Source organism: Breoghania sp. (genome assembly GCF_030066895.1).
Classification (GTDB): domain Bacteria; phylum Pseudomonadota; class Alphaproteobacteria; order Rhizobiales; family Stappiaceae; genus Breoghania.
In genome coordinates, this window is the sequence record NZ_JASJAV010000033.1 from 22,604 (window position 1) to 36,797 (window position 14,194).

The following is a 14,194-nucleotide window of genomic DNA, read 5'->3' on the forward strand; positions in this document are numbered from 1 at the left end:
TCAGTTTGTCGCGTTAGGTCCGTTTCGGTGTTGCACGGATCGATGTTGTACGCACCAATGAAACACGCCTAACGCTCCGTTCACCTTTTTATGTGACAACGACGTCTGGTACGGAGGATCTATGCGGTGAGTCTCGACCTGGCTTCACTTCACCTTCCTGCTGATTGAAGACAGCGCCTACATGCGTACGATCTTGCGCACCATGCTGCAAGGTTTCGGCGCAAGAAGGATTGTCGAGGTGGAAGATGGCGCCTCCGGTTTGGAGGCAATGGAACGTGCCAATCCCGATATCCTGATTCTGGACTGGGTTATGCCCATCCTGGACGGGGCGGATATGGTGCGCATGATCCGCACTCCGCAAAATCCCTTTGCCTATATACCCATTATCATGGTCGCCGGTCATACCGAGCACAGCCGCATCATAGAGGCGCGCCGTCTCGGTATCCATTAACTCCTGTCGAAACCGATCTCGGCCAAGGCGCTCTACCAGCGTGTTTCCGCGGTGATCCTGCACCTGCACGATTTCGTCAAGACGCCCAGCTATTTCGGACCGGCGCCCAGCTATTTCGGACCGGCGCCGCGCGAAATCCGCAATCGTCAGAAGATCTGGCAGGACACCGCCGCCGTGGATGGCGGTCGAATTCCCTAGCGTAATATTTTGTCGCACCCGTTCTGCGGAAGCACTTGCAAGACGAAAATCCGACGAAATCGCCGGAATCGATTCCCTGCCTTTGGGGCTCTGTGTCCGAAGGCGTGCGGATTGCTACGTGCGTGCCAATATGTGCGTGGTCCTCACGATCTTTTCGCTCCGGCAACTCCGGCAACGATGCTAGGGTGAACCACGTCGGTACACTCGACGCAATAACAACATCGCTCTTTGACTGGCGGCTTTCGGTCCTCTCCCCCCCCTGAGACCGTGGCCGCATTTCTTCCCGTTCTTCGCAAATTTCCTCAGGATGCCCGGCATCGGAAGGACGGCGTACAGCTCCTTCCCTTCAAATCAAAGGCGGTAGGCGTTACACCGACAATGCACACCTTTTGAAGGGGACACGAGCATGCCGCTCCAACTCGACGATTTCGTCCGCGCCCGTATCGTTCCGGTCATGCTCACCACGGCCCACGGCTCGCAAAAGCGCGGAATTCGCGGTCGAATGCCTGGTCGAAGCCGTCATCGCGTGCTTTGCCAAGGATGAGCGGATCGTCATCGGGGTGGGCACGGTTCTTTCCGGAGAACAGGCCCGCCGCATGGCCGAGGCCGGTGCGCAATTCCTCGTGTCGCCGATGTGGCGCGCGATATGGATCTGCCCTTCTTCCTCGGGGCCGCGACCCCCAGCGAAGTGCTGGAGGCGCACGAGATGGGAGGCTCCGGCGTGAAGCTCTTCCCTGCCGCCCAGCTCGGCGGCCCGGGCTTCGTCAAGGCGATCCGTTCCGTCTATCCTGATATCGCCGTGATGCCGACCGGCGGCATTTCCGCCGACAACGCCCAGAGCTATCTCGATGCAGGTGCGATCTGCGTCGGCATGGGCGGCAAGTTGGTGGACGAGAAGGCGCTTTCCGCAGGTGACGCTGAAGCCGCGCGCGCCGCCGCCCGTCAGGCGCTGGACGCCGTTTCGTGACATCCATCCCCTCCGCCGAGGCCGCAACGGCCGATATCGTCTGCCTCGGCGAGGCGATGATGGAGTTCGTGTGCGCGACTTCTGCCGATCTGGGGGAGGTCTACCGCCCCGATATCGGCGGCGATGTCTCCAACACCGCGATCGCGGCCGCACGTCAGGGAGCCTCGACCGGCATGATCGGTGCGCTCGGCACTGACGCCTTCGGAACCCGGATCCGAGATGTCTGGGCGCAAGAGGGGATCGACAGCTCCCATGTGATCGACGATCCCAAGGCCCCGCGACAGGGCTCTATTTCGTCCATCCTCACGAAAGCGAGCATCACTTCACCTACTATCGCGAAGGGGCTGCCGCCGCCCGATTTGAGACCAGATCCCTGCCGCGCCGCTATATTGCGGAGGCCCGCGTTCTGCATGTCTCGGCCATCTTCCACGCGATCAGCGAAACAGCGCGCGACACGGTTCTGGCCGCCATCGCTGTTGCGCGCGAGGCCGGAGTGGCGGTCAGCTACGACACCAATCTGCGTCTCAAACTGTGGCTGCTCGATCAGGCGCGCGCAACGATCCACGCCGCGATGCAGCAGGTCGATATCGCCTTTCCCAGTCTCGACTACGCCCGGCTTTTGACGGGACGGGAGAGGCCGGACGAAATCGTCGATTTCTATCTGGATCTGGGTGCGCGCATTGTCGCGTTGAAATGTGGAGGCGAGGGCGCTTTGATCGCGGCGCGCGAGGAGCGTCGCGTTATCGCGCCGGTGCCGGTTGAGGCTGTCGACTCGACCGGTGCCGGCGATGCCTTCGCCGGAGGCTTCCTGGCCTACTGGCTTGAAACGGGCGACCCCTTCGAGGCCGGTCGCCGCGCCGCAGCCGTCGCCGCCGCCACTATCGCGGGCTTCGGCGCCATCGCTCCCATCCCGCACCGCGCCGAGACTATGGCGATGCTGGCGTAGGATTGCGGGCGCCGTTTGTAGGCGGGGCTTCTCCGGATACTGGCATTCCCGGCTTTTGCGTTGTGTTCTTCTTCCTGTACTCCACGCCCTGCGCGGGCATGACAGCCGGGGCAAGACGGCTTCCGCCCTTCGGGACGGCCACTGACACGTCCGCAAGTCATGGTTTCATGAGAAAGTAGCGACACGCACAACGTTATCCTGAGTATCCGGCCCGAAAACGGTATCGGGTTATTTCAGCCACATTTCTTTCGTCATTGCCGGCTCCGACCGGTAATCCATACCGTGAGGTTTCATCTCAGTAAGATATTGATATTTGAGAATAATCCAACCGCATTCCCTGCCGATAGATCACGGAATGGATCCCGGCTCGGAGGCCGGGATGACGAGTGGAGGGTATTGCGGGCAGCCCAATACCACTTATGGGCCAGACACTGAGGAGCGCTCTTCAGAGCGCGTCTCGAAGGATAGGCTACGAACGCCACCTTTCCCCTCCCGACCGTCGCACACCCCGCACCCGCCGCAATGTTGGCCCGCTCTTGCATCGCGCAAAGGTAGTCTGTACTTCTCACAATCCCGCATCGTGACGCATCCCGCATCGTGACGCCGGACCTGCCCGCGTCTCTCCTTCTCCTGACGCCAGGTCCCGGCTTTCCGGCGACTTTTCGAAGGTCTGTTCATGCTTATGACAGAAATCTTCATCATCTTCCTGTGTCTGGCTGTCGGTGGCTTGCTGAAGGACACCACGGGGTTGGGCACGCCAGTGATCGCGGTGCCCGCGCTGGCCATATTCTTCGACGTCAAGACCGCGGTGATCATCCTGCTGATCCCGAACCTGATGACCAACCTCTGGCAGATCTGGCATTACCGCAGCTTTCTGCCCAGTAGGCCGTTTCTGAAGCTCTTTCTGGCCGGCGGCGTCATAGGCGTGGCCGCGGGAACCTGGGCGCTGGCGGAACTGTTGGCCGAAAACCTGCAGATCGGCGTCGGCGTGGTGGTGCTGATCTATATCGCCTTCCGCCTACTGCAGCCGCACTGGCAACTGGGGGAGGGGCCCGGCACGGTGATCGCCGGTCCCGCCGGTATCCTGCAAGGGGCCTCGGGCATCTCCGCGCTCATCTCGATCACCTACCTGAATGCCATTCTAGCTCTCAAGCTGGTAATCGGCGGTTTTATCCGACCCAGCGGTTTCCGCCTTTTTTGTCCGTTGTGACGCAGTTGGACGGCGAATGCGGAGCCATGCTCCTATGTAGTTCGCCCACTTCGACATGGCTTAGTTGCGCAATATGGTGCGACCCTCACGTGGGTTAGCTGCAACTGGATGCAGTATCGAAGGTTTTACGATGCCGACCTCGCAGGATCGTGACCCGGCGGGGTCTGAAAAGTTGAGACTGGAGCCGATCGCGCTGGCTGCCCTGGAGGCCGGGCAAATGCTTCTGTCCACGGGGGCGAAGATCTCGATCGTGCGTCAGGGCATGTCCATGATTGCGCATGACTTGGGCGCGGACCGGGTCGAGATCCGTGTCGGTTTCGCCTCCATCGAGCTGACCGTTGGCTCTCCGGAGCGGACCATCACCCGCATGCTGGGCGTCGGCGATCACGGCGTGAACATGCGGCTCAATCACAAGCTGCGCGAACTTTGCGTGAAGGTCAGCAAGGGCGACATGAACTGCGAAGAGACGGTCAAGGCCCTCAGGGACACCGCCAAGGAGACCCCGCGCTTCCATCCGCTGTTCGTCTGCTTTGCCGCCGGTATCGCCTGCGCCACTATCAGGTCAACAGCTTCGTCATGACCGCGGCCGTGTCCTTCGCGGCCTTCGCGCTGGCGGGGCTGATCGCGCCGGAAGTCGGTAGCACCACGGTCGCCATCGCCATGAGCGCGGCCGTCCTGATGCTGGTGCCCGGCGTGCCTGCGATCAATTTGCAGATCGATATCATGTAATGTTTCCAGACGCTTGGTAGCGTGCGCGGGGTGTCCGTGGCGATGGTGCTGGTGTTCATCACTGTCGGCGTCGGCTCCATGCGGCTGTTGCTGGGCAACACCGATATCGTGGTCCATGCGGTCAAATACGGTGTTTTGCACCAGACGATCTACGGCGCCATAGCGGCGGCCGGGTTCGGCGTGCTGTTCAATTTCGGCTACGGCAATCTCGTCTGCGCCGGGGCGGCGGGCGTCGTTGCGCTGGCCGTCCGCTCGATCGGGCTGGAAGCGGGCTGGACTGGACGCTTGAAGCTGCATCGTTTGCGGCCGCGATTTCCGTGGCGCCGGTGGTCGAGATCGTCGGCCTTATGCCGACCAACATCTGTCAGGCTGGCAAGGCGCTCGCGGTCGCTGGCTGCATCCCGATGATCCCCGGCAGCGCCGCCGCGCAATGGATCTTCGGCCTCTTCACGCTGACCTCCCATGTCGAACCCTCCAACGTGGAGGCGCTCATGTTCATCGTGGTTCAGAGCGGCCTGCGCGTGGTCTTCACCATCGGCGCCATCGGGGCGGGATTGACCATCGTCACCTCGCTCTTCCGCCGGCCGGAATTTCCCGAAAGGATCTCCGCCGCCAAGGGGGTAATTAAGTCACCCGACAGTGTTCTGTCGGGCTGGGACAATCGGTGCTCACCGGTACGACGCAGCTCGCGGCAACGCCGTCGTCGCGGCTTTCGAAATGTCACGAAATTTCACTGCACGTTCAAAACGGAAACGGCGAAATCCTGCCATTTCGATTTGAACGCTTTTCGAACGTTCAAAAAGCCTGCGAAAAGGCCGATAAAATCTATCTATTCCAATAGCTTATCTGCGATCTGTGTCGCCGATAGTCGCTCACTCCAGTTCGCGGTTGGCCTCCAGAATTTGCTCCGACAGCTCCGAATCGTGAGCCGTCCGCGCCAATGTCAGCGCTCCGACAAGACGGCTGAGATAGCGGATCGCGGCCGCGTCATCCGGCGTCGAACCCGTCGATTTCGCCGAGGCTTCGGCGATCATCTCCACCGCCCAGCGCATGCCCTGATCGAAGGCCTTGCGAAGCTCTCCCTCATGGCGCGGCGCCTCTCCGGCAAGCGATGCGTAGGTGCAACCGATGTCGCGCCGCTTGACGTGCCGGTCCGAAAGATACCACCGCGTCGATCGGGTCGTCTTCCGCGGTTTCCAGCACCTTTTCCCAGGCCCGCACGTTCTCTTCCAGAGCGTGCCCGGTGGCCTCCGCGATCAGCGCTTCCTTGCTGTCGAACTGCTTGTAGAAGGCCCCGTTCGTCAGCCCGGCGACCTTCATCAGCGCCGCGATGCCGACGCCGTCATAGCCCTCTTCGCGAAACATCTTGCTCGCGGTCGTGACGACCTTTTCCCGGTTTTCGGCGGCTCCCTGCCGGCTCTTCCTCATGGCGTGACCCTCCTGTGATCTGGTTTGAATTATGATCGTAATCTTATTATTGACAATAAAGATTACGATCATAATCTAACGCCGATTTCGAAGGAGGAGGGCGAAATGCCGACAAACGAAGCTGATCCCGTCGTCATTGCGGCGGCGCGACGAACGCCGCTCGGCGCGTTCATGGGCGCGCTATCGGGCGTGCCGACGCCGGAACTCGGCGCAGCCGCAATCCGCGCCGCGCTTGGCGATGCCGGACTGACTGGCGATCGGGTCTCGGAGGTTCTGATGGGCTGCGTTCTGCCGGCCGGACTCGGTCAAGCGCCCGCCCGACAGGCCGCGCGAGCCGCCGATCTGCCCGACAGCGTCGGCGCGACGACCATCAACAAGGTCTGCGGGTCCGGCATGAAGGCGGTCATGCTGGGCCACGATCTGATCCGTTCGGGCAGTGCTCGCATCGTCATGGCAGGCGGCATGGAATCTATGTCCCGCGCGCCGTTTCTGCTGCCCGACATGCGCTCCGGTCACAAGGCCGGAACGGCTGAGGTCCTTGATCACATGATGCTTGACGGTCTGGAAGACGCTTATGAGCGCGGCCGTCCGATGGGGGCTTTCGGCGAGGCGACGGCGGCACGCTATGGCTTCACCCGCGCCGATCAGGATGCTTATGCAATCGAGACGCTGGAACGCGCCCGCGTTGCCGTCTCCCCCGGCACGTTCGATGCCGAATGCACGCCGGTCACGGTGCGCACGCGCGAGGGCGAGGTGATCGTGCCGCGCGACGAGCGGCCCGAACAGATCTCGCCGGAAAAGATCCCGAGCCTGCGCAGCGCCTTCGGCGAAGGCGGCACGATCACGGCGGCCAGTTCGTCCGCCAATGCCGACGGCGCTGCGGCTCTGGTGCTGACGACTGAAAGCACGGCGCGGGCCGACGGCCTGCCGGTGCTGGCCCGCATCCTGGGCCATACCACCCATTCCCAAGCCCCCGCCTGGTTCACAACCGCGCCGATCCCCGCCATTTCCAAGCTGCTTGAGACCGTGGGCTGGCCGGTGGAGACGGTCGATCTCTTCGAGATCAACGAGGCCTTCGCCGTCGTCGCAATGGCCGCCGCCGCTGAGCTCGGCATTCCCCGCGAACGGCTGAACGTCAACGGTGGAGCCTGTGCGCTCGGTCACCCGATAGGCGCAACCGGCGCCCGCATCATCGTCACGCTCATCCATGCCCTGCGCGCCCGAGGCGAGCGCCGCGGCGTCGCCTGCCTTTGCATCGGCGGCGGCGAGGCAACGGCAATCGCACTGGAGGTACCCCAATGACCGATACCCTCGATAGGCCCGAAGCTGTGCCCATGTCGGCGCTCGAATACGGTCTCGCAGATCCGCGTGAGGTGGGCGCCCTGACCGGGCTGGAATTGCTGCAGGCCTTTGTCGGCAAGCGTCTTCCCGCACCACCCATTGCCGGAACTATGCACCAATGGATCTCCGAAGTGGAGGAAGGCAGCATCACCTTCCTCGGCGATCCCGACCCGCGCTATCTGAATCCGATGGGGCTGATCCACGGCGGCTGGACGATGGCGCTTATCGATTCCTCCCTGGGTTGCGCCGTCCAGACTACGCTGGCGCGAGGCGAAAGCTTCGTATCGCTGGGAACGGAGGTGAAATTCATCCGTCCCGTTCTGGTCGATACCGGCCAGGTGCGCTGCCGTGCAGAGGTGCAAAGCCGCGGCAAGGCCCACCGCCACCGGACAGGTCTTCGACCTTGAGGGACGGCTTCTAGCAACCGGAATCTCCACCTGTTTCATCCGGCAGGCGGGAGGCGCGGGATGAAGCTCATCGCCCTTCTATTCTGTCCGTTTGCCTTCACCACCGGCGCCTTCGTCTTCTCCGGCGTGCTCGGCCCGATGGCTGATGTGCTCGGCGTCACCGTTGCGGCCGTTGCGACGCTGCAATCCGTCTTCGCCATCGCCTGCGCGCTTTGCGGACCCTTGCTGGCGCATTTCACGCGTGGGTTGCCGCCACGCACGCTGCTTCTCGGCGTTCTTGTTCTGCTCACGCTGCTCAATGGGGCTTCCGCGCTGGCGCCCGACTTCAACAGCCTTTTTGTCCTGCGCCTGCTGGCGGGTGGCATCGGTGCGCTGGCCTTTCCGTTGGCCACGACGCTCGCTGCCACGGGGCTCGCGGCAGTTGAGCGGGCAAAGGCCGTTTCCACCGTCTATGCCGGAATTCCGATGGCTTTGATCGTCGGCATGCCGCGCGGCTCCGTCACCGGCAACGCCTTCGGCTGACAGGCAAGCTTCGTGGCAACCGCCGTCATCTGTCTGGCCGCCGTTCTTCTGGTCGCGATCTTCGTCGGCGCGCCGGAAAGGGACGCGCAAGCGGTGGGCGGGCAAGCCTCGACATGCTTCGGTGCGGCCGTTTTCGCCCATCTCGGCGTGACATTGATCGCCTCCACCGCGCTTTTCGCGCTCGTTGGCCTGATCGGCCCGATCATCCGCGCGACAACCGGCTTTACCGGCTCCGGCATCGCCGCCATGCAGTTCCTGGTCGGGTTGAGCAGTCTCCTCGGTGTTCGGCTGGGGGCGGCACTCGTGACCCATCAAGTGCGCTTTGCGCTCATCGTTCCTTTTGTGCTGCTGCTCGTCTCGCTCGGCATTCTGGTCTCGTCCTTGGCGGCAGGTGCTATGACCGCGCTCAGCATTACGGCGATGGTCGCAAGCGTCTCCCTCGGTGCCCGCCGCGCAATCAGCCACAGGCACCTTGGTGCAGTCGCGTTTGGTAGAACTGGCGGGTAGTGCGGCGACCTTCGCCTTCTTGCTCAACGGCTCGATGATCTATCTCGGCCAGGGGCTCGGCATCGTCATCGGTGCGGCGGCCTTTGCCCGCTGGGGCCTGGCCTCGGCTCCCGCCAGCGGACTGACGATGACCTTCCCGGCATCGCGCTTGCGCTGTTTCTGGCGCTCTCCCGTTCCCGCCTCGTGCCGCTTAAGGAAGTCTGATCATGCCCGCCTTCGACCTTGAGACAGAACTTTCCTCATTCGAAGGGAAAGTTACCCATGACCATGCACAAAACGGAACTGTCCGCCTTCATTATTATGCCGCTCTCGGCGAAGGTCCCCTCATCGTCTTTCTGCACGGCTTTCTCGATCACTGACTGACCTGGTGGCGCCAGATGGAAGCCCTCTCGACCACCCACCGGTGCGTTGCCCCCGATCTCAGAGGCTACAATCTGAGCGACCGGCCCGAGGAGTTGGAAGCCTATGCGCCCGAAGCGCTCGTTTCCGACGTGCTGGCGATCATCGAGGGTTGCGGTACCGAAGAGGCTACTGTCATCGGCCACAACTGGGGCGGGTTCGTCGCCTGGCACACGGCGATGGATGCGCCGGACCGGGTCTCGCGCCTCGGCATCGTGAACATGCCTCATCCCTGGGCGATCGCGCGCGAACTGGCGACCAATCCCGCACAGGCGGAGGCAGCGCCTATGTCCGCATGTCCCAGCAGCTGGAGGCCCACAAGGGGCTCGATTTCGCAAGGCTGTCGGCCTGGATCCGGGATAAGGCGTTCCTGAAGCGTCACGGACGGGCGATGATGGAACTGTCCGATGCAAACGCGATGCTCAACTACTATCGGGCCTGCTTTCTGGCACCTCCCTACAGGGTGAGCGAAGATGTGCCGCCCCCGGTCAAGGCACCGACGCTGGTTGTTCATGGCCTTGAGGATCCCTATGCGCTACCGGCCGGGCTGAACGACCTGTGGCATTGGGTGAAAGCGGATCCACCATCCGCCCCTGGCCGGGCGTCGGCCATTTCGTCCAGCAAGATGCGCCGGACAGGCTGACAGCGGCGCTTCGCGACTGGATCGGAGGCTGAGGGGGCTGGCTCTCGAAGGATGGCCACACACCCGATCCGCGCCCGATCGTCCTTCGTCACCTCTCGGGTGACGTCCCGACGACCTCGCGCACGAAATCGAGAAACCGCGGACCGGTGCCGTAGGCCACGTTGATCCGGATGGCGGCCGGGCCATGGGCCTTTCGGTTCGGTGTGAAGACCTGACCGGGAGCGAGAAATATGCCGCGTTCGGCCGCAGCATGGCAGATGTCCAGCTCGTCGCGCTTGCCCGGAAATTCCGCCCAAAGATAGAAGCCCGGCGTCACCGTCGAGTGTACGGTAAGCCCGGCGGCTTCCAACCCCGCTTTCGAGGCATTGTGCGCATCCTCCACCCGCGTCTTCAATCGCCGCAGGTGGCGCAGATATTGTCCGCCCTGAATGAGATTGAAGACGAAGCGCTCCACATAGTCGGAGCTTGCCACCATCGTCAGCATCTTCAGGTTCGACAGCGACGAGATCAGCGCCGGCGGTCCGGACACATAGCCGCAGCGCAGGCTTGCCGACAGGGTCTTGGAGAAGGTGCCGACATAGAGGACGCGGTTGAGCTGATCGAGGGCGGCAAGGCGCGGCAATGTCGGAGGGACGATATCGGCGAGAGCGTCGTTTTCCACGATCAGAAAGCCCCAGCGTTCGGCAAGCCGTATCAGGCCGAAGGCGATGGCGGGCGACAATGTGCTGCCGGCCGGGTTGTGGGCAAGCAACTGGATGAAAAAGATCTTCGGCCGGTTCTGGGGGCGTTGCTGGGCGAGTTTGGCGGTCAGATCCTACAGATCCGGCCCGTCCGGTCCGCGCCGGATACCGACCATCCGCGCCTTGGCGAGCGCCAGCTTCGCAAAGAGCGGGTAGTAGCCGGGACCATCGACGAAGACCGTGTCACCCGGTTCGATCAGATGCCGGATGATCAGGGTCCATACCGTGATTGACCCCGTGGGTCAGCAGCAGGCTGTCCGGCTCCACCGCAATGAAGCGTTCCAGCAGCACGATTCGCAACCGCTCGCGAAGCGGCCCATAACCCTAGCTGCTAACGTACCCGAATTCCACCCCAGCGCCGTCTTCGGTCTTGAAATTGGAGAAATATCATTTGAGTTCGGAGCCTTCCGTCCAAAGGGAAGGGGGACGCCCATCGCCCGGACGCAGCTCGTAGTGAGGGTCGAGCTGCTTGGGCAGGAGCGAGACGGCATCCATCGCGGATATCACGTGCGGCGCGGGTTCGGCGGGGCGCCGGATCTGGAACTGGGCGACGGTAAGTAGCCCGATCTCGATCACGTCTCCAGCAGGCCTTGCGCGACCAGCCGGTCGTAGGTCTCCGCCATCGTGTTTTTGGAGACGTCGTGCTCGCGTGCCGCCTGGTGCACCGAAGGCAACCGGTCTCCCGGCTTGTAGGCCCCGGCGAACAGAAGCCCGCTCATATGATCGACGATCCATCCCGCACGCGTGATCTGTCCAGTGCCTGCCTCCTGGGGAGCCTTGCCAGCCTCTTTCTTTTGGGCTTGTGAGCGAGTGTCCCTTTTATTCGTCGTGTTTATTATAATTGTCCCACCTATTATTCTGGGAAAATACTACGAAAAACACCTTAAAATATCCCTTGATTTTTCCAATAGTTTTTATGACATTTTGCGTCAAACGACAAACGCACTGTGCATGCTGAGCTGTTTTGGGAGGATTTACATGGCGAACCTGGATCGACGCCGATTTATGACTGCTTCGGCGATGGGCGGCGTAGCCGCGCTGGCCATGCCTGCCGTCGCGAAAGCCGCGGACAAGGTTGAATGGCGCATGCAGGCGCTGTGGGACGGCGGGACGACACCGTACGAGTTTGAGAAGAAATTCGTCGCCCGCGTCGCCGAATTCACTGAAGGCAATTTTGAGATCAAGCTTTTTTCCGCCGGACAGATCGTTCCGGCGAACCAGGCGTTCGATGCCGTGCGCTCCGGCGCATTCCAGATGATGAAGACCTTCGACGGCTACGAGGCAGGCAAGATCTCGGCCTTTGCCTTCACATCGACCATCCTCTTCGGATTCCCCGAGTCCGATCAGTACGAGGCCTGGTTCTATGAGCTGGGCGGACTGGACATGGCGCGCGAGGCCTATGCCAAGGCTGGCCTCTTCTACATCGCGCCGACTGTCTACGGCGAAGAGTCGATCCATTCGACGGTGAAGATGGAAAGTATCGCAGACATGGCGGGCAAGAAGGGTCGCTTCGTCGGCCTCGCCTCCGCCGTGATGGGCGATCTCGGGGTTTCCGTCACGCCGATGGCGACGGCGGAAGTCTATACGAGCCTGGAAAAAGGCCTGATCGACTTCGCCGACCGCGGCGACCTGACCGCCAACTACGAGGCGGGCCTTGCCGAAGTCGCCAAGTACATCATCCTGCCGGGCGTCCACCAGCCGACCACCGCGACGAGCTACGTCGCCAATCGGCGGCCTATGACGCCCTGCCGGATGCCTACAAGGCCGCGCTCGCGGTTGCCGCGCGCGAGATTTCCGGATCGCTGCGCCAGCACATTCTGGTGCAGAACACCGTGGTTCTCGGCAAGTACGCGGAAGCCGACGTCGAGGTGATCCGTCTCGATCCGGCAGATGTCTCCGCAAACCGCAAGAAGGCGGTCAATTCCTGGAAGAAGGCGACCAAGGACGATGCCCTGGCGGGCAAGATCCTCGACAGTCAAGTCGCCTTCATGCAGTCCCTGGGACTGCTCTAAAGGCTCCTCCCGAGACCGGACGTCGTGCCCGCCTCTCTGCCTGACCTGGGGGGGGCACGACCTTCGCGTCATCTGCGTGTCCCCACACGCCTTTCCGGCCCGTTCCCATGCTGCTTTACGAGGTCGTGGCGCGCTACGTCTTCGATGCGCCGACGGTCTGGGCAATGGAGGTAAGCACGTTCGTCTTTGTGCCGCATTTCATGCTGGCCGGACCCTACCTTCTGCACCTGCGCGGTCACGTAGCCGTCGACACGCTGAGCGAGGCGGCGCGCGGGGTGGCGCGTAAGGTGCTTGAGGTGTTCTCCTTCCTCGTCATCGCGGTCTTTGCAGGCGTCTTCGCCAAGGTGAGCTGGCCCTTGGCGGTCAACGCCTACGCGCTCGGCGAGACGAGCTTTTCCGCCTGGAACCCGCCGATCTGGTGGATGAAATTCATCGTGCCATTCGCCTTCGTCATGCTGTTGGCGCAGGCCCTGGTTGAGGCCGTCGAAGCCGTGCGCAAGCCTTCCGATGCGGAGGCCGGCCTATGAGCTCCGAACTCGTTCTCGTCATCATGTTCGTGAGCCTCGTCGGTCTGCTTCTGACCGGCGTGCCGCTTGCCTTCACACTGGGTGCGCTGGCTCTGCTCTTCACCATCACTCTTTGGGGCCCGGCGGCGCTCACCGTTACGGTGCTCAACCTCTTCGACACGATGCATTCGGAATCGCTGCTGGCGATCCCGCTCTACGTGATGATGGTCAGCATCCTGCAGTGCGCAGGCGTGATCGAAAGTTTCTACAAGGCAATGGAACTGTGGTCGCGGCGTTTGCCCGGCGGCCTGGCGGTCGGCACCATCGCGATCTGTACGATCATCGCCGCCATGGGACTGCTCGCGTTGCCCTCGATGCTGAAGCGCGGCTATCAGCCGGAACTCGCCATCGGTACGATCTGCGCGGGCGGCACGCTCGGCATTCTCATTCCGCCCTCCGTCATCACCATCGTCTACGCAGTCACCGCCCAGGCCTCCATCGGGCAGATGTTCATCGCAGGCGTCGTGCCCGGCCTGCTGCTCGCCTTGCTCTATATCGGCTACATCGTGCTGCGTTCTGCGTTGAACCCGTCGATCGCCCCACGCTCAATGGACGACGTGACGATCACCTGGGCCATGCGGATCGCTTCGCTGAAGTCGCTGGTTTGCCGTTCCTCATCATCTTCGGTGTGCTCGGCGCCATCTACATGGGGGTCGCAACGCCGATGGAAGCCGCAGCCGTGGGCGTCGCGCTCGACGTCGTCAAGGTGACGACGATGATCCTTTGGATCACCATCGGCGCGCGCGCCTTCGTGGCGGTCTTCACCGGCACCGGCGGGGCGGATTTCTTGCTCGGCTTCATCGAAAATCTCGATGCAAACCGTTGGGTCGTGCTGGCGGTGATGCTGGCGATCCTGTTCTTCCTCGGCATGTTCCTGGACGAGATCGGCATCCTGTTCCTCGTTTCCGCGCAGATGGCCTACATCTCCCCGCCCTTCGACTACACGCTCTTCTACATGAAGGGCGTGCTGCCGCCCGGTATCGGTATGGGCACTGTCTACCGCGCGATCATTCCCTTCATCCTTCTTCAGGCGCTGGGAATTCTGATCTGCGCCGCCTTCCCGGAGCTGGTGCTCTGGCTGCCCCACTCCATGATCAACTAACTCTCCAAGAAAGCAGGACACACGAT

At 62.4% G+C, this 14,194-nt stretch carries 24 protein-coding genes and 3 pseudogenes; 21 read left to right on the forward strand and 6 right to left on the reverse strand.

The window, feature by feature from the left end:
* Positions 1–181 precede the first annotated feature (181 nt).
* Both QNJ43_RS24760 and QNJ43_RS24765 read left to right on the forward strand, forming a co-directional pair.
* The gene (locus QNJ43_RS24760) at positions 182–451 is read left to right on the forward strand and encodes a response regulator (RefSeq protein ID WP_300474321.1); all 270 of its coding nucleotides are present in this window, start codon (positions 182–184) and stop codon (positions 449–451) included.
* 51 nt (positions 452–502) lie between these two features.
* Positions 503–649 (forward strand): hypothetical protein, encoded by a 147-nt coding sequence (locus QNJ43_RS24765; RefSeq protein WP_300474324.1) that lies wholly within the window; start codon positions 503–505, stop codon positions 647–649.
* Between the two features lie 458 nt (positions 650–1,107).
* Here the strand turns inward: QNJ43_RS24765 and QNJ43_RS24770 are convergent, their stop codons facing one another.
* Positions 1,108–1,266 (reverse strand): hypothetical protein, encoded by a 159-nt coding sequence (locus QNJ43_RS24770; protein ID WP_300474533.1) that lies wholly within the window; start codon positions 1,264–1,266, stop codon positions 1,108–1,110.
* Here QNJ43_RS24770 and QNJ43_RS24775 point away from each other — a divergent pair.
* The 6 genes and pseudogenes from QNJ43_RS24775 (at position 1,204) to QNJ43_RS24800 (ending at position 4,909) form a co-directional block, all read left to right on the forward strand.
* Positions 1,204–1,616 (forward strand): annotated as a pseudogene (locus tag QNJ43_RS24775) (hypothetical protein). The gene QNJ43_RS24770 and the pseudogene QNJ43_RS24775 sit on opposite strands and share 63 nt — an antisense overlap.
* 59 nt (positions 1,617–1,675) lie before the next feature.
* A pseudogene (locus QNJ43_RS24780) lies at positions 1,676–1,822 on the forward strand (PfkB family carbohydrate kinase); the annotation flags it as partial.
* Between the two features lie 17 nt (positions 1,823–1,839).
* Positions 1,840–2,562 (forward strand): sugar kinase, encoded by a 723-nt coding sequence (locus tag QNJ43_RS24785; protein WP_300474517.1) that lies wholly within the window; start codon positions 1,840–1,842, stop codon positions 2,560–2,562.
* A 676-nt stretch (positions 2,563–3,238) separates the two neighbouring features.
* Positions 3,239–3,772 carry a sulfite exporter TauE/SafE family protein gene (locus QNJ43_RS24790; RefSeq protein WP_300474327.1) on the forward strand — a complete coding sequence of 178 codons (534 nt, stop codon included), beginning with the start codon at positions 3,239–3,241 and terminating at the stop codon, positions 3,770–3,772.
* Positions 3,773–3,989: 217 nt separating this feature from the next.
* Positions 3,990–4,501, forward strand: a pseudogene (locus QNJ43_RS24795) (threonine/serine exporter family protein).
* 21 nt (positions 4,502–4,522) lie between these two features.
* Entirely contained in the window at positions 4,523–4,909 is a 387-nt protein-coding gene (locus QNJ43_RS24800; protein ID WP_300474329.1) for a hypothetical protein, read from the forward strand.
* Between the two features lie 464 nt (positions 4,910–5,373).
* Here QNJ43_RS24800 and QNJ43_RS24805 read toward each other — a convergent pair whose 3' ends face one another.
* A complete protein-coding gene (locus QNJ43_RS24805) occupies positions 5,374–5,553 on the reverse strand; it encodes a hypothetical protein (RefSeq protein ID WP_300474331.1) in 180 nt (59 codons plus the stop codon).
* A 31-nt stretch (positions 5,554–5,584) separates the two neighbouring features.
* On the reverse strand, positions 5,585–5,929 hold the full coding sequence (locus QNJ43_RS24810) for a TetR/AcrR family transcriptional regulator (protein ID WP_300474334.1): 345 nt from the start codon (positions 5,927–5,929) through the stop codon (positions 5,585–5,587).
* 105 nt (positions 5,930–6,034) lie between these two features.
* Between QNJ43_RS24810 and QNJ43_RS24815 the strand changes: the two genes are divergently transcribed.
* The 7 genes from QNJ43_RS24815 to QNJ43_RS24845 all read left to right on the forward strand — a co-directional run bounded on the left by QNJ43_RS24815 (position 6,035) and on the right by QNJ43_RS24845 (position 9,748).
* The gene (locus QNJ43_RS24815; RefSeq protein ID WP_300474337.1) at positions 6,035–7,231 is read left to right on the forward strand and encodes an acetyl-CoA C-acyltransferase; all 1,197 of its coding nucleotides are present in this window, start codon (positions 6,035–6,037) and stop codon (positions 7,229–7,231) included.
* On the forward strand, positions 7,228–7,677 hold the full coding sequence (locus QNJ43_RS24820) for a PaaI family thioesterase (RefSeq protein ID WP_300474340.1): 450 nt from the start codon (positions 7,228–7,230) through the stop codon (positions 7,675–7,677). The genes QNJ43_RS24815 and QNJ43_RS24820 overlap by 4 nt, the downstream gene beginning before the upstream one ends.
* Before the next feature lie 60 nt (positions 7,678–7,737).
* Positions 7,738–8,199 carry an MFS transporter gene (locus QNJ43_RS24825; protein ID WP_300474342.1) on the forward strand — a complete coding sequence of 154 codons (462 nt, stop codon included), beginning with the start codon at positions 7,738–7,740 and terminating at the stop codon, positions 8,197–8,199.
* 12 nt (positions 8,200–8,211) lie between these two features.
* The gene (locus tag QNJ43_RS24830; RefSeq protein WP_300474344.1) at positions 8,212–8,706 is read left to right on the forward strand and encodes a hypothetical protein; all 495 of its coding nucleotides are present in this window, start codon (positions 8,212–8,214) and stop codon (positions 8,704–8,706) included.
* Entirely contained in the window at positions 8,675–8,932 is a 258-nt protein-coding gene (locus QNJ43_RS24835) for a hypothetical protein (protein WP_300474347.1), read from the forward strand. The genes QNJ43_RS24830 and QNJ43_RS24835 overlap by 32 nt, the downstream gene beginning before the upstream one ends.
* A 151-nt stretch (positions 8,933–9,083) precedes the next feature.
* Positions 9,084–9,479 carry an alpha/beta fold hydrolase gene (locus QNJ43_RS24840; protein WP_300474348.1) on the forward strand — a complete coding sequence of 132 codons (396 nt, stop codon included), beginning with the start codon at positions 9,084–9,086 and terminating at the stop codon, positions 9,477–9,479.
* Positions 9,480–9,496: 17 nt separating this feature from the next.
* On the forward strand, positions 9,497–9,748 hold the full coding sequence (locus QNJ43_RS24845; protein WP_300474349.1) for a hypothetical protein: 252 nt from the start codon (positions 9,497–9,499) through the stop codon (positions 9,746–9,748).
* A gap of 88 nt (positions 9,749–9,836) precedes the next feature.
* Here QNJ43_RS24845 and QNJ43_RS24850 read toward each other — a convergent pair whose 3' ends face one another.
* Entirely contained in the window at positions 9,837–10,559 is a 723-nt protein-coding gene (locus QNJ43_RS24850) for a PLP-dependent aminotransferase family protein (protein ID WP_346433128.1), read from the reverse strand.
* Between QNJ43_RS24850 and QNJ43_RS24855 the strand changes: the two genes are divergently transcribed.
* Positions 10,488–10,721 (forward strand): hypothetical protein, encoded by a 234-nt coding sequence (locus QNJ43_RS24855; RefSeq protein ID WP_300474352.1) that lies wholly within the window; start codon positions 10,488–10,490, stop codon positions 10,719–10,721. The two genes, QNJ43_RS24850 and QNJ43_RS24855, sit on opposite strands and share 72 nt — an antisense overlap.
* Before the next feature lie 154 nt (positions 10,722–10,875).
* Here the strand turns inward: QNJ43_RS24855 and QNJ43_RS24860 are convergent, their stop codons facing one another.
* Both QNJ43_RS24860 and QNJ43_RS24865 read right to left on the reverse strand, forming a co-directional pair.
* A complete protein-coding gene (locus QNJ43_RS24860) occupies positions 10,876–11,064 on the reverse strand; it encodes a hypothetical protein (RefSeq protein WP_300474355.1) in 189 nt (62 codons plus the stop codon).
* Positions 11,061–11,207 (reverse strand): GntR family transcriptional regulator, encoded by a 147-nt coding sequence (locus QNJ43_RS24865; protein ID WP_300474358.1) that lies wholly within the window; start codon positions 11,205–11,207, stop codon positions 11,061–11,063. The genes QNJ43_RS24860 and QNJ43_RS24865 overlap by 4 nt, the downstream gene beginning before the upstream one ends.
* 286 nt (positions 11,208–11,493) lie before the next feature.
* On the opposite strand from QNJ43_RS24865, the gene dctP reads away from it, so the two are divergent.
* The 5 genes from dctP to QNJ43_RS24890 all read left to right on the forward strand — a co-directional run bounded on the left by dctP (position 11,494) and on the right by QNJ43_RS24890 (position 14,168).
* Entirely contained in the window at positions 11,494–12,360 is an 867-nt protein-coding gene (gene dctP, locus QNJ43_RS24870) for a TRAP transporter substrate-binding protein DctP (protein ID WP_300474361.1), read from the forward strand.
* Positions 12,321–12,500, forward strand: a complete 180-nt coding sequence (locus QNJ43_RS24875; RefSeq protein WP_300474364.1) for a hypothetical protein — start codon at positions 12,321–12,323, stop codon at positions 12,498–12,500. Before dctP ends, QNJ43_RS24875 begins: the two co-directional genes overlap by 40 nt.
* A 107-nt stretch (positions 12,501–12,607) precedes the next feature.
* Positions 12,608–13,027, forward strand: a complete 420-nt coding sequence (locus QNJ43_RS24880) for a TRAP transporter small permease (protein WP_300474367.1) — start codon at positions 12,608–12,610, stop codon at positions 13,025–13,027.
* Positions 13,024–13,776, forward strand: a complete 753-nt coding sequence (locus QNJ43_RS24885; RefSeq protein ID WP_300474368.1) for a TRAP transporter large permease subunit — start codon at positions 13,024–13,026, stop codon at positions 13,774–13,776. Before QNJ43_RS24880 ends, QNJ43_RS24885 begins: the two co-directional genes overlap by 4 nt.
* On the forward strand, positions 13,746–14,168 hold the full coding sequence (locus QNJ43_RS24890) for a TRAP transporter large permease subunit (RefSeq protein WP_300474371.1): 423 nt from the start codon (positions 13,746–13,748) through the stop codon (positions 14,166–14,168). Before QNJ43_RS24885 ends, QNJ43_RS24890 begins: the two co-directional genes overlap by 31 nt.
* Positions 14,169–14,194: the final 26 nt, after the last annotated feature.

What these genes read in the sequence shown, in the direction of transcription:
- QNJ43_RS24760 (WP_300474321.1), top strand. Translation starts at nt 182, where the DNA reads ATGCGTACGATCTTGCGCACCATGCTGCAAGGTTTCGGCGCAAGAAGG.
- QNJ43_RS24790 (WP_300474327.1), top strand. Translation starts at nt 3,239, where the DNA reads ATGCTTATGACAGAAATCTTCATCATCTTCCTGTGTCTGGCTGTCGGT.
- QNJ43_RS24805 (WP_300474331.1), bottom strand. Translation starts at nt 5,553, where the DNA reads ATGCGCTGGGCGGTGGAGATGATCGCCGAAGCCTCGGCGAAATCGACG.
- QNJ43_RS24810 (WP_300474334.1), bottom strand. Translation starts at nt 5,929, where the DNA reads ATGAGGAAGAGCCGGCAGGGAGCCGCCGAAAACCGGGAAAAGGTCGTC.
- QNJ43_RS24815 (WP_300474337.1), top strand. Translation starts at nt 6,035, where the DNA reads ATGCCGACAAACGAAGCTGATCCCGTCGTCATTGCGGCGGCGCGACGA.
- QNJ43_RS24820 (WP_300474340.1), top strand. Translation starts at nt 7,228, where the DNA reads ATGACCGATACCCTCGATAGGCCCGAAGCTGTGCCCATGTCGGCGCTC.
- QNJ43_RS24825 (WP_300474342.1), top strand. Translation starts at nt 7,738, where the DNA reads ATGAAGCTCATCGCCCTTCTATTCTGTCCGTTTGCCTTCACCACCGGC.
- QNJ43_RS24840 (WP_300474348.1), top strand. Translation starts at nt 9,084, where the DNA reads ATGGAAGCCCTCTCGACCACCCACCGGTGCGTTGCCCCCGATCTCAGA.
- QNJ43_RS24845 (WP_300474349.1), top strand. Translation starts at nt 9,497, where the DNA reads ATGATGGAACTGTCCGATGCAAACGCGATGCTCAACTACTATCGGGCC.
- QNJ43_RS24865 (WP_300474358.1), bottom strand. Translation starts at nt 11,207, where the DNA reads ATGAGCGGGCTTCTGTTCGCCGGGGCCTACAAGCCGGGAGACCGGTTG.
- dctP (WP_300474361.1), top strand. Translation starts at nt 11,494, where the DNA reads ATGACTGCTTCGGCGATGGGCGGCGTAGCCGCGCTGGCCATGCCTGCC.
- QNJ43_RS24880 (WP_300474367.1), top strand. Translation starts at nt 12,608, where the DNA reads ATGCTGCTTTACGAGGTCGTGGCGCGCTACGTCTTCGATGCGCCGACG.
- QNJ43_RS24885 (WP_300474368.1), top strand. Translation starts at nt 13,024, where the DNA reads ATGAGCTCCGAACTCGTTCTCGTCATCATGTTCGTGAGCCTCGTCGGT.